The sequence below is a fragment of the Verrucosispora sp. ts21 genome, assembly GCF_002879555.1.
Lineage (GTDB): Bacteria > Actinomycetota > Actinomycetes > Mycobacteriales > Micromonosporaceae > Micromonospora > Micromonospora gifhornensis.
Genome location: NZ_PNOZ01000025.1, coordinates 1 through 14,732, shown reverse-complemented (window position 1 = coordinate 14,732; position 14,732 = coordinate 1). Strand labels below are relative to the sequence as shown.

15 protein-coding genes are annotated in these 14,732 nt (G+C 70.4%); 7 read left to right on the top strand and 8 right to left on the bottom strand.

What is annotated here, in order from left to right; all coding sequences use genetic code 11:
• Positions 1 to 33 precede the first annotated feature (33 nt).
• The 3 genes from C1A38_RS13265 to C1A38_RS13255 all read right to left on the bottom strand — a co-directional run bounded on the left by C1A38_RS13265 (position 34) and on the right by C1A38_RS13255 (position 3,207).
• Complete coding sequence (locus C1A38_RS13265) at positions 34 to 570, bottom strand: phospholipase (protein ID WP_102658139.1); 537 nt, start codon at positions 568 to 570, stop codon at positions 34 to 36.
• 191 nt (positions 571 to 761) lie between these two features.
• Positions 762 to 1,487, bottom strand: a complete 726-nt coding sequence (locus C1A38_RS13260; RefSeq protein WP_102658191.1) for a methyltransferase domain-containing protein — start codon at positions 1,485 to 1,487, stop codon at positions 762 to 764.
• Positions 1,488 to 1,569: 82 nt separating this feature from the next.
• On the bottom strand, positions 1,570 to 3,207 hold the full coding sequence (locus tag C1A38_RS13255; RefSeq protein ID WP_102658138.1) for an ABC-F family ATP-binding cassette domain-containing protein: 1,638 nt from the start codon (positions 3,205 to 3,207) through the stop codon (positions 1,570 to 1,572).
• Positions 3,208 to 3,353: 146 nt separating this feature from the next.
• Here C1A38_RS13255 and C1A38_RS13250 point away from each other — a divergent pair, with 146 nt between their 5' ends.
• The 3 genes from C1A38_RS13250 to C1A38_RS13240 all read left to right on the top strand — a co-directional run bounded on the left by C1A38_RS13250 (position 3,354) and on the right by C1A38_RS13240 (position 4,970).
• Positions 3,354 to 4,106, top strand: coding sequence for an ROK family protein (locus C1A38_RS13250; protein ID WP_102658137.1), 753 nt, complete (start codon positions 3,354 to 3,356; stop codon positions 4,104 to 4,106).
• A gap of 122 nt (positions 4,107 to 4,228) precedes the next feature.
• Positions 4,229 to 4,600 carry a tetratricopeptide repeat protein gene (locus C1A38_RS13245; RefSeq protein ID WP_102658136.1) on the top strand — a complete coding sequence of 124 codons (372 nt, stop codon included), beginning with the start codon at positions 4,229 to 4,231 and terminating at the stop codon, positions 4,598 to 4,600.
• A 115-nt stretch (positions 4,601 to 4,715) separates the two neighbouring features.
• Positions 4,716 to 4,970 (top strand): Smr/MutS family protein, encoded by a 255-nt coding sequence (locus C1A38_RS13240; RefSeq protein ID WP_030329768.1) that lies wholly within the window; start codon positions 4,716 to 4,718, stop codon positions 4,968 to 4,970.
• Between the two features lie 7 nt (positions 4,971 to 4,977).
• On the opposite strand, the gene tsaD is transcribed toward C1A38_RS13240, so the two are convergent.
• The 5 genes from tsaD to C1A38_RS13215 all read right to left on the bottom strand — a co-directional run bounded on the left by tsaD (position 4,978) and on the right by C1A38_RS13215 (position 10,208).
• The gene (gene tsaD, locus C1A38_RS13235; RefSeq protein ID WP_102658135.1) at positions 4,978 to 5,976 is read right to left on the bottom strand and encodes a tRNA (adenosine(37)-N6)-threonylcarbamoyltransferase complex transferase subunit TsaD; all 999 of its coding nucleotides are present in this window, start codon (positions 5,974 to 5,976) and stop codon (positions 4,978 to 4,980) included.
• Positions 5,963 to 6,574 carry an L-threonylcarbamoyladenylate synthase gene (locus C1A38_RS13230; RefSeq protein WP_102658134.1) on the bottom strand — a complete coding sequence of 204 codons (612 nt, stop codon included), beginning with the start codon at positions 6,572 to 6,574 and terminating at the stop codon, positions 5,963 to 5,965. Before C1A38_RS13230 ends, tsaD begins: the two co-directional genes overlap by 14 nt.
• A complete protein-coding gene (gene tsaB / locus C1A38_RS13225) occupies positions 6,571 to 7,293 on the bottom strand; it encodes a tRNA (adenosine(37)-N6)-threonylcarbamoyltransferase complex dimerization subunit type 1 TsaB (RefSeq protein ID WP_146017543.1) in 723 nt (240 codons plus the stop codon). Before tsaB ends, C1A38_RS13230 begins: the two co-directional genes overlap by 4 nt.
• On the bottom strand, positions 7,230 to 7,703 hold the full coding sequence (tsaE, locus tag C1A38_RS13220) for a tRNA (adenosine(37)-N6)-threonylcarbamoyltransferase complex ATPase subunit type 1 TsaE (protein ID WP_199180193.1): 474 nt from the start codon (positions 7,701 to 7,703) through the stop codon (positions 7,230 to 7,232). The genes tsaB and tsaE overlap by 64 nt, the downstream gene beginning before the upstream one ends.
• 132 nt (positions 7,704 to 7,835) lie before the next feature.
• A complete protein-coding gene (locus C1A38_RS13215) occupies positions 7,836 to 10,208 on the bottom strand; it encodes a M20/M25/M40 family metallo-hydrolase (RefSeq protein WP_102658132.1) in 2,373 nt (790 codons plus the stop codon).
• Positions 10,209 to 10,406: 198 nt separating this feature from the next.
• Between C1A38_RS13215 and C1A38_RS13210 the strand changes: the two genes are divergently transcribed.
• The 4 genes from C1A38_RS13210 to C1A38_RS13195 are packed head-to-tail and all read left to right on the top strand — an operon-like array spanning position 10,407 to position 14,716.
• Positions 10,407 to 11,612, top strand: a complete 1,206-nt coding sequence (locus tag C1A38_RS13210; protein ID WP_102658131.1) for a PP2C family protein-serine/threonine phosphatase — start codon at positions 10,407 to 10,409, stop codon at positions 11,610 to 11,612.
• Positions 11,609 to 13,459 carry a sensor histidine kinase gene (locus tag C1A38_RS13205; RefSeq protein WP_102658130.1) on the top strand — a complete coding sequence of 617 codons (1,851 nt, stop codon included), beginning with the start codon at positions 11,609 to 11,611 and terminating at the stop codon, positions 13,457 to 13,459. Before C1A38_RS13210 ends, C1A38_RS13205 begins: the two co-directional genes overlap by 4 nt.
• Positions 13,456 to 13,908 carry a response regulator gene (locus C1A38_RS13200; protein ID WP_102658129.1) on the top strand — a complete coding sequence of 151 codons (453 nt, stop codon included), beginning with the start codon at positions 13,456 to 13,458 and terminating at the stop codon, positions 13,906 to 13,908. Before C1A38_RS13205 ends, C1A38_RS13200 begins: the two co-directional genes overlap by 4 nt.
• Complete coding sequence (locus tag C1A38_RS13195; RefSeq protein WP_102658128.1) at positions 13,901 to 14,716, top strand: inositol monophosphatase family protein; 816 nt, start codon at positions 13,901 to 13,903, stop codon at positions 14,714 to 14,716. The genes C1A38_RS13200 and C1A38_RS13195 overlap by 8 nt, the downstream gene beginning before the upstream one ends.
• Positions 14,717 to 14,732 lie beyond the last annotated feature (16 nt).

Here is a 14,732-nt window from a genome sequence, read left to right as displayed (position 1 = left end):
CGGGCCCCGGCGGGACCCGGTGCCGGTACCCGGTCAGAGTCGGGCGCGGCGCTCGGCGTCGGCCTTCATCCGGGCGGCCCGGTCGATGTCGGCCTGTTCGACGGCGGCAACCGAGCCGAAGATGGAGACGGCCTGGTAGTAGGTCCAGGCGAGGCTGGTGCAGGCCGGCCGGACGACGGAGTTGTAGGTGGCGCAGACCCGCTTCAGGTCCTCGTAGAAGGCGCTGTCCAGGCGGGACTTGTTGGCGCTGAACTGGCCGACCGCCTTGTAGTTGCGGTAGCCGAAGTCGTGCCGGAAGCAGGAGAGGGAGAAGTTGAAGCCGAGCGGGTTGTCCGGGCTGGACGAGCAGTAGTCGGTGGACCAGTCGAACTTGTACTCCGCCCACGCGGCGCGGTTCTGCCGGGCCGAGTTCCAGGCGTTGTAGCTGCTGACGCTGGTCTGCGTCCAGCTCGACAGCACGGACAGCTTCTGTGCCGGGGTGACGGCCGCTGCCGCGGGGGAGGCGGTGGCGAACGCGGTGAGCAGCGCGAGAGTGCCTGCGGTGAGGAGGGTGGCGAGTCGTCTGAGCACTTGGGGGAACCTCCGCGGGGTGTGCGGTGGACGGGTGGTTACCGGCGAGTCACCGGCTCCATCAGTGTCGATCAATGCTTTGACGGCTGGGTGTTACTGGCGGGAAATATTGATGACCTGCGCTGAAACAGACGAATGCCCCGGGAGCCAGGTGCTCCCGGGGCATCCGCCACCAGCGTGGCGCTACCGAACTAATCGAAGAAACGGGCCATGTGGGTGGGGGAAGGGCCGTCGTCGTCGGGCCCGAGCGGGGTCAGGTCCGCGAAGATCGAGGCGCCGTCGGTGCCGGCGTGCAGCGGATACCAGCGCGGTGTGCCCGGTGGACGCATGACGCAGACACCCTTGATCGTCTGTACGTCCAGCAGGCGGACATGGGTCGGATCGGCCACCGCGTTCACGTGCCCCCACCACGGGCTCATCACGTGCAGTACGCCGCCCGGGCGGAGCACCCGGTGGCACTCGTCAAGCAGCGGCAGGAAGTCGATCAGGTGCTCCAGGATGTGCACCGCGAACAGCACGTCCACAGAGTCGTCGGCGAGGGGGAGCGAACCCGACAGGTCGGCCACCGCATCCACCCCGGGCGCCGGGAAGATGTCCAGCCCCAGGTTGCCCGGCCACTGCTTGGTGGCCCCGCACCCGAGGTCCACCACCACCGGATCACGCCCGCCCACCCCTACCCGGCACCAGATGCCGAAGACTCCGGCCAGCCGGCCGACCCGGTCGCGTACCAGCCGTAGCTGCGCCGGCTCGTCGACCTCGCCGGTCAGGTGGGCGACGCCCCGGTCGAAGCGCACCTCGACCCGCAGCGAGCGCAGTCGATCGTCGTGCCGGACCTGGTCCGCCCACGCCTCGGTGAGGAATCCGTCCACCGCCCGCAGCCGCTCAGCCGAGGGCGGAGTGTGTGCCAACGCCACCATCCAGGCCACCTCCGGCCGCCCGTTACCCGGATCTGTGACCGGTATGCGTCGGATGTCCCAGAAGATGCCCCGCGCCTGGGGCTCAGGACTCCACGATCCGCCCGGCGGACACCTCCAGCCGGCGGTCGAGGCGTACCGCGTCGAGCATCCGTCGATCGTGGGTCACCAGCAGCAGCGTGCCCGGGTAGCTGTCCAGCGCCGATTCCAGTTGCTCGATGGCCGGCAGATCCAGATGGTTGGTCGGCTCGTCCAGCACCAGCAGGTTGACCCCGCGCCCCTGCAACAACGCCAGGGCGGCCCGGGTGCGCTCGCCGGGGGACAACGTCGCGGCCGGGCGCAGCACGTGCTGCGCCCGCAGACCGAACTTGGCCAGCAGCGTCCGCGCGTCGGCGGGCGACAGGTCCGGTACGGCCGCCCGGAAGGCCTCCAACAGGGGTACGTCCCCGAGGAACAGCCCACGGGCCTGGTCCACCTCGCCGACCACCACCCCCGGGCCGAGCGCGGCCTGACCGTCGGCCAGCGGCAGCCGGCCCAGCAGGGCACCCAGCAGGGTCGACTTGCCGGACCCGTTCGCCCCGGTCACCGCCACCCGGTCAGCCCAGTCGATCTGGAGGTTCACCGGTCCGAGAGTGAAGTCGCCCCGGCGTACCACGGCGTCGCGGAGGGTGGCCACCACGGCGCCGGCGCGGGGTGCGGCGGCGATCTCCATCCGCAGTTCCCACTCCTTGCGTGGCTCCTCCACCACGTCCAACCGTTCGATCAGCCGCTCGGTCTGCCGGGCCTTGGCGGCCTGCTTCTCGCTCGCCTCGGAGCGGAACTTGCGGCCGATCTTGTCGTTGTCGGTGGCCTTGCGCCGGGCGTTGCGGACCCCCTTGTCCATCCACGACCGCTGGGTCCGGGCACGAGCCTCCAACGAGGCCTTCGTGTCGGCGTACTCCTCGAATTCGGCTCGTGCCTGGCGGCGCGCCACCTCCCGCTCCTCCAGGTACGCCCCGTACCCGCCGCCGAACTGGTTGACCTGCTGCTGATGCAGGTCCAACTCCAGCACCCGGGTCACCGTCCGGGTCAGGAACTCCCGGTCGTGACTGACAAGCACCGTGCCGGCCCGCAACCCGGTGACGAACTGCTCCAACCGGTCCAGCCCGGCCAGATCCAGGTCGTTCGTCGGCTCGTCGAGCAGGAACACGTCGTACCGGCTGAGCAGCAGTGAGGCCAGCCCGGCGCGGGCCGCCTGACCACCGGAGAGGCCGGTCATCTCCTGATCGAGGTCGACGGTGAGCCCCAACTCGGCGGCCACCTCCTCGGCCCGCTCGTCCAGATCCGCCCCGCCCAGACCGAGCCAGCGCTCCAGCGCGTCCGCGTAGGCGTCGTCCGCTCCCGGCGTACCGGCGGTCAGCGCCTCGGTCGCCGCGTCGAGAGCGGCCTGCGCGCCGGTCACCCCGGTACGGCGGGCCAGGAACGCCCGTACCGTCTCGCCGGGTCGCCGATCCGGCTCCTGCGGCAGATGTCCGATGCTCGCGCCGGGCGGGCTCACCGTGACGCTGCCGGCCTCCACCGGCAACAACCCGGCGAGGGTACGCAGCAAGGTCGACTTGCCCGCACCATTCGGCCCGACCAGGCCGATCACGTCACCCGGAGCCACCACCAGGTCCAACCCGGTGAACAGGCTCCGGTCCCCGTGGCCGGCGGCAAGGTCCTTGACGATCAACGTGGCGCTCACAAGCAGCCGAGCCTACCCGTGGACCCGTCAGCGGTCGCCGGATTAAGTCCCTCGTCGCCTACCTGCCGCCGCTTCCGCCTGTCGGTCGAGGGTGGTTGCGGTGACCTGCCGTGCCAGCCGGCGGCCCACGAGGCAGACTCACGGTCGTGCAGACCACTCTGGCGATCGACTGCGGCGGCGGTGGGATCAAGGCGTCCGTGCTCGACGGCGCGGGCACCATGCGGGCGCAACCGCTGCGGGTGCCCACGCCGTACCCTCTGCCGCCGGAACTGTTCGTCAAGACCCTGCTCGACCTGGGAACCCGGCTGCCGTCGGCGGACCGGGTCACGGTCGGGATGCCGGGCATGATCCGCCACGGCGTGGTGGTGGCCACCCCGCACTATGTGACCCGCTCCGGCCCCCGCAGCCGAGTCGACCCGGCCCTGCTCGCCGAGTGGTCCGGGTACGACGCACGCACCGCCCTCGCCGGCGCGTTCGGGCTGCCCACCCTGGTGCTCAACGATGCCGAGGTGCACGGTGCCGGGGTGGTCGCCGGTACCGGCTGCGAACTGGTGCTGACCCTGGGCACCGGGCTGGGCAGCGCACTGTTCGACGGCGGTCGGCTCGCGCCGCACCTGGAGCTGTCGCACGCCCCGGTGCGCTGGGGCACGACGTACGACACGTACGTCGGTGAACCGGAACGCCGTCGCCTCGGCGACGCGTTCTGGTCCCGGCGGATCCGCCAGGTGGTGGACGGGTTGCGCCCGGTGTTCCGCTGGGACCGGCTCTACCTCGGCGGCGGCAACTCCCGACTGATCCGCCCCGAACAGCTCGCCCGGATGGGCGACGACGTGGTCGTGGTCCCCAACAGCGCCGGCATCGTCGGCGGCGTCCGCGCCTGGGACCTCGCCCCCGTGTAAGGGTCCTCGCCCTGCCGCCGAAGCCCGTGTGGACGCGCACGGAGCGGCCGGGGAACACTCGCGGTACGTCCGGTGTTGTGCCAGCGTCGGGACAGTGCTGCGGCACGGAAGGGGTGATCGGAGTGGATCTTTTGACCGAGTACCGGCGGGCGACCCTGTTCTTCGAGTCGGGCGACCCGACCGGAGCGGCCCGGCTGCTCGAACCGATCATCGAGGCCGAGCCGGACAACGCGGCGGTACGGCAGCTGCTGGCCCGGGCGTACTTCCAGTCCGCCCAGCTCGGCCGCGCCGAGGAGCACCTGCGGGAGCTGGTCGACCGCAACCCCAGCGACCACTACGCCCACCACGTGCTGGGACGGACGCTGGAACGGCTCAACCGGCACACCGACGCGCTGCGTCACCTGCGCATCGCGGCGGCCATGCACAACGCCAACAACGACTACACGACCGCCCTGCGGCGGGTCGAGACCCGGCTCGGCACACGCGCCCGCTGAGCACCGGCAGATCCGAAGGGGCAGCCCGCACGGGCTGCCCCTTCGGCGTGTCCGGACCGACCACCGCCCTGCCTACCATGGCTCCCAAGGGAACCGACCGGACGGTGGACGCGGCATGAAACTGAAGCTGGACCTGCACGAAATCTTCAACAAGGGCCACGACATCGACCGCGCCCTGCGCGGGATCATGGACGAGGCGGTGGCGAAGAAGGCCACCCTCGTCGAGATCATCCCCGGCAAGGGCTCCGGCCAACTCAAGAAGCGTGTGCTGCGCTTTCTCGACCAGAAGGACGTCAAGCAGCTCTACCACCGGGTCGAAAAGGACTCCAAGAACTTCGGCCGCCTCTTCGTCCACTTCCGCTGGAAATAAAAGCTGGTCAGTACTGTTCGATGCTCAGCCTCGACGTGGGGGCCAGGTCGGTGCCCTGGCCGGCTCGTACGTAGTCCCAGGCCGCCAGTGCGATCATCGCGGCGTTGTCCGTCGACCATTTCAGCGGCGGCAGGCACAGCTTGACGTCCAGGGATTCGCACAACTTGCCGGCGACCTCTCGCAATTGCGGGCTGGCCGCGACACCGCCGACGATGACCAGGGACTCGGAGGGGTATTCGACAAGTGCGCGCTCGCATTTCTGGGTGAGCACGTCGAGGCAGGCGGCCACGAAGGAGGCCGCGACATCCGCGGCTTCGAGGTTCGGATCGCTTTCGAGTAGCCGGCGGACGGCCGTCTTGAGCCCGGAGAACGAGAAGTTGAGGCCGTCGCCGAGCATCGGACGGGGCAGCCCGAAACGGTCCTGGCCCTGAAGCGCCAGGCGGTCGATGACCGGGCCGCCCGGATAGCCCAGGCCCAGCATCCGCGCCACCTTGTCGTACGCCTCGCCGACCGAGTCGTCGCGGGTGGAGCCGACCAGGGAGATCGTGTCCTGATCACGCATGTGGGCCAGCAGGGTGTGGCCGCCGGAGACGAGCAGGATCAGGGCCGGGTAGGAGACCCGGCGCTCGTTCAGGTCGGCGCTGCGAAGGTGGCCGCGCAGGTGGTTGATGCCCAGGACCGGAAGTCCCCAGCCCTGTCCGAGCCCGCGCGCGGTGTCCACGCCCACCATCAGCGAGCCGATGAGACCGGGGCCCCGGGTGACCCCGATGGCCCGCAGATCCTTCGGTCGGATGCCTGCGTCCTCGATCGCCATCCGTACCGCGGGGATCGCCTTGTCGACGTGGGCGCGGCTCGCCACTTCCGGATAGACCCCGCCGTAACGATCGTGGAGGCTGGCCTGCGAGACGATGACCGACGACAAGACCGTGCCGTCCTCCGCGACCACGGCAGCCGCCGTGTCGTCGCACGAGGATTCAATTCCGAGAATCAACTCACCGGTCGACATTCAGCACCCTCAGGATTTCGGTTTCGGACACCACTCCGACCCGTTCCACGACGGGTGGATCTTTTCGGCAGTTCACAAGTGTGGAAGGCACCTTGGACAGCGGCCCTCGGTCAACTGTCACGTCGGGTTCGAACAGCAGTGAAGGCAGGATGGACGGCACGTTTTCGTGGGTCGGGCCACCGCTGATGTTGGCGCTGGTGACCAGGAGCGGCCCGGTCTGCGCCAGGATGGTGAGCATCGCCGGATGCGCCGGGATGCGCACCGCCACCTCGTCCCGCCCCGCGAGCCAGGCCGGTCGCCGGCCGTCCTCGACGAAGCCAACCGCCAGCGTGAGCGGGCCAGGCATGTACGGCGACTCGAGGCAGCGCGAGCACGCCTCGTTGATGTCGACTCCCAGCTCGCTCAACTGCTCGCCGGAGCCGACCATGACGGGAAGGTTCTTCTCCCGGGGCCGGCCCTTCATGGCGAACAGTCGGTCGATCGCCGTCGGGCTGTCCGGGCGTACCGCGAGCCCGTAGACGGTGTCCGTCGGCAGGAGGGCGACCCCTCCCGCCAGGATGATCTCCGCGGCCCTGGTCAGCTCGTCGAGGTCACTCATAGGAACGTTTCCGATTCCTCGGTCAGTGGGCCCACGGGGCCGGGTGACATGCGCTCCTCGCCTGCCTGTGCCATCGCAAGGAGCGTGCTGGCGTCAGGTGCTGCCGGACCTCCATCCTGCACCTTCAGGCTTGTCGAAACGTCCGTCATCTCGGGCCGGTACGCGCCGACCACTGTCAACGAATCGAAGCCCTGCTCGGCCAGGGAATTGGCCACCTCGTCGATGATGACCCAGTAGTCGCCTCGCCTGAGCGTGGCCGGTCGGCCGGGGACGTAGATGCCGGCGTAGACCTCGCTGCTGGCGACACCGCGGGCCGGGCGCAGCGCCAGCACGGGCGAATCCGCCGGTACGGAATGGGCCATCACGCTCAGCGAATCCGTGGCGTACATCGGCAGATCCAACGCGTACGCCAGACCGTTGGCGTACGCGACGCCCGCCCGCACCGACGTGAGGTTTCCCGGGCCGATGTCCACGGCGACCGCGGCGAGGTCGCTGCTGCGGATGCCGGCCTCGGCGAGAGCCTTGTCCACGAGTCCGGCGATGCCGTCGAAATCCGGCTCGAAGCGGGTGGTCGTCAGCCTGACGCTTGCCGCGCTGTCGGTGCCGATGGCGACGGAGTAATCCTTGGTGGATGTCTCGATCGCAAGAATGGCTTTCACTTTACCGCCTGGGTGATTCGACGCTCTAGCTCTTGCAGGACCGGCTGCCAGCGCTGGCATTCCGACGACAGGGTGAAAGTCCGAACCTCGGAACCGGGCTGGGAGGCGATTTCCACCTGGAGATGACACGGGAACTCCCCGGAGACCAGGTCGCCCCACTCGACAAGCGTGACGCACTCGTCGGCATAATCGGCCAACCCCAGATCGCGGTATTCGGCGACGTTGGAGAGCCGGTAGGTGTCGACGTGCAGGACCGTTGTCTCGGTGCCTCGGTAGAAGTTCGCGAGCGTGAAGGTCGGGCTGGTCACCTCGTCGGTGCAGCCGAGTGAATCGGCGAGCGCCTGCACGAAGGCGGTCTTTCCCGCACCGAGATCCCCTCGGAGCAGCACGGCGTCCCCGGCGGAGAGGCATGGTGCGAGGGCAGCCGCCAAGGCATGAGTCTCCGAAAGACTCTTGGCGACATACTCCAAGCTAGCCATCATCACCCCACATTTTCCGGGTCGCGGTTCCAGACCATTTGATCTTTGATCTTCCAAGCTGCGGCTACACATGTTACCCGGCTAAGGGCTGGATACCTCTGGGCAGGATCGCCGAGCGGTGGGTCACAGGGCATAGGTGCGGGCCACGGCGAGCATCTCGGAGCTGTGCGAGCCGACCACGCCGACGCCAGCAGGGCGAGGACGGAAACCGGGCAGCGCATCGAGGCCGTCGCTGACGTCCGTCGCCCGCAGCGCGATCTGCGCTGCCGACGGTACGACGGTCAGGACGACCTCGAATCCCTCCGTCGGTGGGGCGTGGAAGACCACACCGAAGCCCCATCGGCCCTCGCGCTGCTCGACCGGCACCGGGCGACCGGCCACCTGAGCGCTGCGGACCACCGCCGTCGAGGTGTCCACGTGCAGGGTGGCCAGGCGTACCTGCCGTTGGGGGGTGAGCCGCAGCCGTAGGGTGCGTTCCCCGGCCGTGCTGGTGTCAACCAGCACCTCCAGCCGCGGCGCGGGCAGGTCGGTGGCCTGCGCCGGGCCGCCGAGCAGTTCGTCGCGGCCGAAGCCGGGGAAGTCGTCGGCGATGGAGACCGTCGCGTCGACGTACTGCGCGGTCCAGGGTTGTGGGTCGGATTCGAGGCTGAGCCAGCGGGCCTGGCCGGTGTCGGCGTCCAGGGCGTACATCAGGTGGGTGGGCGCGGGATGCGCGGCGTCGAACCGGTTGACGGCGAGCCCCACCCCGGCGAGCACCACCGCCGCCAGCGCGGCGGCACCGGCGGGCAGCATGCCGCGGCGGCGGGCCCGCAACGCGTCCATGCCCCGCTGGCCACCGGCCTGCGGATGCAGCAGGTCCACCACCGGCAGCGCGGCCAGGCCGAGCAGTACCGCGAACAGCGCCGCGACGCCGCCCATCGCCATGCCCAGCGCCGGGAAGAGCAGCACCACCACGGGCAGCAGGATGACCACCGCCACCGCGCCGGCCAGGGTCACCGCGATCACCGGCACCGGGCCGTCGATGCGGGCGGCCACCGCGACCAGCCCGGCGAGCACGCCGGCCAGGGCAGGCAGCGTCGCCAGGTACGCCCCACCCGGCACCAGCACCGCGAGCAGTACGCCGAGCAGCGCCAGCCAGCCCAGTCCGCCGATGGCCAGCGCGGCGGGACCGACCCGTCGACGGGTCAGCGCGTACCAGGCGAACAGCACGGCGGCGGCGAGCGCCAGCACGGCCAGCCGGTACCAGATCGGCCGGTACGGGTCGAGCAGCATGGCGTTGCCGGGCCGGATGACGCCGATCGCGGCCCAGAGCAGCTGAGCGCCAAGCGGGGCGACCACGATCGGTACCAGGGCCAGCCCGAACCCGGCGGCCAACCGACCACCGGTGACCCGACCTCGACGCCGCGCCCACCAGCCGAGGACGATCACCCCGGCGAGCGCGAGCAGCGCCAACGGCAGCACCAGCGGTCCGGGGTAGCGGGCCAGGCCACCGGGGATCGGGAAGTAGGTGGCGTCGTGGTCGGCGGTCAGGTCGGCCAGGTCGATCCGGCCGAATTCGCGGGCCAGGCCGAGCGCGTTGGCGCCGTGGTGCTGGAGGCTGGCCCGGTTCATCGACTCGGGGGTGTCCAGCGGGGTGTGGTAGATCGCGCCGCCGTCCAGGTAGGCCGAGTTCAGCCCGACGAATTCATGATCGAGGAAGGCGGTGAAGTCGGTGTCGTTGGGCAGCGCGCGGTAGACCTCCACGGCGAACGAGGTGCCGACGGGATGCGGCGCGGCCCGACCGAAGACGTCGACGAGCGCGGCGTTCTCCGGCGAGGTCTCGAACATGATCACCGGCCCGGTGCTGCCGCGGGCCTCCAGGTTGAGCACCACGCCCCTGCCGGCGGCCAGCGGATGGTCGGCGGCGAACGCCGACGCTCCGCACAGGCAGGCCTCCTCGGCGTCGGTGAAGACGAAGACGAGATCGTTTCGAGGTTGTGGGCCGCTGGTCAGCGCTCGGGCCACCTCCAGGATGGCGGCGACGCCCGCTCCGTTGTCGTTGCCGCCCGGCCCGGTCTGCACCGCGTCGTAGTGGGCCATTAGGAACACCGTGCCCGTCGGGTCGGTGCCGGCCAACCGGGCCACCACGTTGCGTACGCGGGCCAGCGTGGCGCCACCCGCGGCCCCGCTGAGTTGACCTGCCTCTTCGGCGACGGTGTCCTGTATCTCGGGGGTCAGCCCCAGCGCGCGTAGCCGGGCCTCCAGATAGGCCCGGACCTCGTCGTTGGCGGCGCTGCCGGCGGGGTGTCGCTGGCGCGCGACGGCCGACACGTGCTCGTACGCCCGCTCGGCGCTGAACTCGTCGCGTGGTGCGTCGGCCGGCCGGGGGGTCGGTGGGCGGATGGCGAGCAGCGCGAGTGTGCCGACGGCGGCGAGGGCGACCAGGGCGGCGAGCGCGGCGACCAGGCGGTGACGCGGTCGGGACAGGGCACGATCGGCGGCGGGGGGTGCGCCCACGACAGGCTCCTCGGGGGTGGGGTGGGTGCACATCATCCTCTATGTCGCTCCAGGGCGCTCCGTCGTGTTGTGTGCGAACGTTGTCTAATACAGGATCAGCAGGGCACTCGGAAGGAGCCCAACATCACCAGCGATCTCCCGCCCGTCGCGGCGGTGGGCCGGCCGCACCGAGGGACCGCCAAGACCGGTCCCTCAGTCGTGTCATGGCCATATCCGCAAGGTGGCCTGGGTGGCAATCCCAACCTGCCGCCCGGGGAACGACTGCGGGTGCTGCTGGTCGAGGACGACGAGGGCGACGCCTTCCTCGTCGGCGAGTTGCTGGCCGAGACGAATTCCGGGATCGACCTGCTGGTCGCCACAAGTCTCAGCGAAGCCCGTCAACGGATGGCGGGGGTGGACTGCGTCCTGTTGGACCTGGGCCTGCCCGATGCGCAGGGGCTGGACGGCCTGCGGCAGGTGTTGGAGATGTCCGGCAGCGCCGCCGTCTGCGTGCTGACCGGCCGCAGCGACGAGCACCTGGGCATCGTCGCGGTCGCCGAGGGCGCGCAGGACTACCTGGTCAAAGGCCAGGTTGACGGAGTGTTGCTGACCCGGGCGCTGCGCTACGCGGTGGAGCGCAAACGCGCCGACGAGAACGCCCGCCGGCTGCGCGAGGTGGAACTGCGGCAGGCCGAGTCGGCTCGGTTGGAGCGAGGCCTGCTGCCCCAGCCACTGATGTCGACCGACAAGATCGCCGTGCACACCTTCTATCGACCCGGTCGGCACGCCGCCCTGATCGGGGGCGATTTCTTCGACGTTGTGCAGACCCGTCCCGATCAGGTCGATCTGATCGTCGGCGACGTGTGCGGGCACGGGGTGGACGAGGCGGCGCTCGGGGTCGAGCTTCGGGTGGCCTGGCGGGCGCTGATCCTGGCCGGGGTGCCGGACGACGAGGTGCTGCCCGCGCTGGAGCAGGTGCTGATGAGCGAACGCCGGCTCCAGGAGATCTTTGCCACGGTCGCGACGGTGCGCCTCGACCTCGACGCCAACCGGGGGACCGTACGGCTGGCCGGTCACCCTCCGCCCGTCCTGCTCGCCGGGGGCCGGGTGGCGCCGGTGCCCGCGCCGGGCGGACTGCTGCTCGGCGTACGACCCCGGCGTCCGGTCGCCTTCGATCTGGAGTTCGACACCGAGGACTGGTCACTGCTGATGTACACCGATGGTCTGATCGAGGGCCGGGTGGGCGAGGGCGACGAGCGGCTTGACGTGCCCGGTCTGACCCGACTGCTACAGGAACCGGACAGCCGCCACGTCGCGCTGCCCGCGCTGCCGGCCTGGCTGGTCGGGCGTGCCGAGCAGCTCAACGGCGGCCCGTTCGCCGACGACGTGGCGATGCTGCTGGTCACCCGGGGCGGTGGCCGATGAGCGTCGACGTCAGCTGGTGGACGCTGCGCCGCCGGGTGCTGGCGCTGCTCGGGGTGGTCGGCGCGCTGCTGCTCAGCGTCGCGGTGGCCGAGGCGGTCGTCGCCACCAAGAACCGCGAGTACACCGACGTGCTGCTGATGGAGGTCGGCCCGCTGCGGGTGCAGGGCCAGGAGATGCTCAACGCCCTGCTCGACCAGGAGACCGCCGTACGCGGCTATGCGGTGACCGCCGATCCTGAGGACCTCGCCCCGTACGAGCAGGGTCTGGCTCAGGAACGGGTGACCGCGCAGGAGATCCGGCAGTTGTCCGGCAAGTACCCCGCGATCGTGGCGGACCTTGAGGCGGTGGAGCAGCAGGCGGACGAGTGGCGGCGCGGCGTGGCCCAGCCGGTGATCGAGGCGACTCGGACCGACGGCACCGAAGCCGGCCAGGCGCTGCTTACCGACGAGGCGCGACAGCGGTTCGACGAGGTACGTGGTGCGGTCTCCGCGCTCCAGGACGAGATCCTCACCGCTCGGGAGGCCACCGCCGACAACGTGGAGCGGACCGGCAACCTCCTGGTCATCCTGCTCATCGTCGCCGCACTCGTGGTGGGCGCGGCCGGCATCGCCCTCCTGCTGGCGCTGGATCGGATGGTGCTGCGCCCGCTGACCGGCCTGGCCGGGCAGGTCAGAGAGGTCGTCACGGGTGACTACGCGCACCGGATCGTCGGCAGCGGTCCGCCGGAGTTCCAACGCCTCGGTGCGGACGTGGACGCCATGCGCCAGCGGATCGCGGCCGACCTTGCCGAGGTACGCGAGGCACGGGAGCGCATCGAGTGGGTAAACGCCCAGTTGCAGAAGCAGGCCGAGGAGTTGACCCGGTCCAACCGTGACCTGGAGCAGTTCGCCTACGTCGCCTCGCACGACCTCCAGGAGCCGCTGCGCAAGGTGGCGAGCTTCTGCCAGCTGCTGCAACGCCGGTACGCGGGCCGCCTCGACGAGCGGGCCGACCAGTACATCGCCTTCGCGGTGGACGGCGCCCAGCGGATGCAGCGGCTGATCAACGACCTGCTGGCGTTCTCCCGGATCGGTCGGCTCACCGCCGGCTTCACCGAGGTCGACCTGAACAGCCTGATGGCCGACGTCGCCGCGCAGACCGAACCGGCCCGGCAGTACGCCGACGCCGAGCTGACCTGGGGAAACCTGCCGGTCATCCGGGGCGAGGAACCACTGCTGACCAACCTGCTGGTGAACCTGGTGAGCAACTCGGTCAAGTTCCGCCGACCCGACGTGCCGCCGAAGGTGCATGTCTCGGCCCGGCTGGTCGGCGAGGAGTGGGAGATCAGCTGCCAGGACAACGGCATCGGGATCGAGCCGGAGTTCGCCGACAAGATCTTCGTGATCTTCCAGCGGCTGCACGCCAAGGACGCCTATCCGGGGACCGGCATCGGGCTGGCCATCGTCAAGAAGATCGTGGAGTACCACGGCGGTCGGGTCTGGGTGGACACCGACGTACCCGAGGGCACGGCCATCCGGTTCACCCTGCCGGCCATGCCCGGCGACGTCGAGGCGGCCCGGCAGAGCGGCCAGCCGGCGGGCGCGACGGAGCCGGATTCGGACGCGGCCGACCATGACGCATCACCGCCCGTCGGCGAGCAGGCCGGTGGTGACGGTACGGTCAGTGTGGACGCCGACACGGATTCCGCTCACCGATCGACCGACGATCCGGCAGCGGGCAGCGCCGGGGCGCGGCCTGCCGACGTGGCTCGCCAGGGCGACGCGGACGGTGCCACCGGCGAGGCGCTCGGTAGGGGTGGGCGGTCGGGTAGCGGTGACACAGGTGGGATGAAGGAGGCGGTGGGATGACCGCGCCAGCGGACGGCAACAGCCCGATCGAGGTGCTGCTCGTCGAGGACGACCCGGGTGACGTGCTGATGACCCGGGAGGCTTTCGAGGAGCACAAGCTGCGTAACCGGCTCAACGTCGTCTCCGATGGCGCCGAGGCGCTGGCCTACCTGCGCCGCGAGGGCCAGTACGCCGACGCGGTGCTGCCGGATCTGATCCTGCTCGACCTGAACCTGCCGCGCCGGGATGGCCGGGAGGTGCTGGAGGAGATCAAGAAGGACGAGCAGTTCCGCCGCATCCCGGTGGTGGTGCTGACCACCTCCCAGGCCGACGAGGACATCCTGCGCAGCTACCAGCTGCACGCGAACGCGTACGTCACCAAGCCGGTGGACTTCGAGCGGTTCATCTCGGTGGTCCGACAGATCGACGAGTTCTTCGTCAGCGTGGTGAAGCTGCCGCCGCGTGGCTGACACACTGCTCGACGACGTCGCCGGACTGCTGCGGGAGACCGCCGACCGGATCGTACTTCCGCTCTTCCGTCACCTCGACGAGTCCGACGTGACCGAGAAGGCCCCCGGTGAACTGGTCACGGTCGCCGACCAGCGGGCCGAGGAGGCGATCGCCGCCGGGTTGCGTCGACTGCGACCGAACTCGCTCGTGGTGGGCGAGGAAGGCGTGGCGGCGGACCCGAGCCTGCTGCGCCATCTGCGCGCCGCCGGAGACGTCTGGCTTGTCGACCCGATCGACGGCACCGCCAACTTCGCGGCCGGACGCCGCCCGTTCGCCCTGATGATCGCCCTGCTCACCGCCGGTGAGCCGGTGGCCGGCTGGATCTTCGACCCGCTGGCGGACACCCTGGCGACGGGCTGGCTGGAGACCGGTGCCTACCTCGACGGCAACCCGCTGCGCCTGCCGACCGACGCACCGCCGATCGGCGAGCTACGGGGCGCGGCGATGACCAGGTTCCTGCCGCCCTCGTCGCGGCGGACCGTCGAGGCGGGCGGTGCGCAGGTCGGCGAACTGCTGCCCGGCCAACACTGCGCCGGCCGGGAATACCTCGACCTGCTCACCGGCGACCAGCAGTTCGTGGTCTTCTGGCGCACCCTGCCCTGGGACCACGGCCCAGGCACCCTGCTGGTACGGGCCGCCGGCGGGGTGGCCCGCCGCTTCGACGGCACGGACTACCACCCCGCCGACACCACCGAGGGCCTCCTGGTGGCCACGAACGAAAAGATCTGGCACCAGGTCCACACCACCCTCCTCCCCACCCCCACCTGACCACCCCCACCCGCCG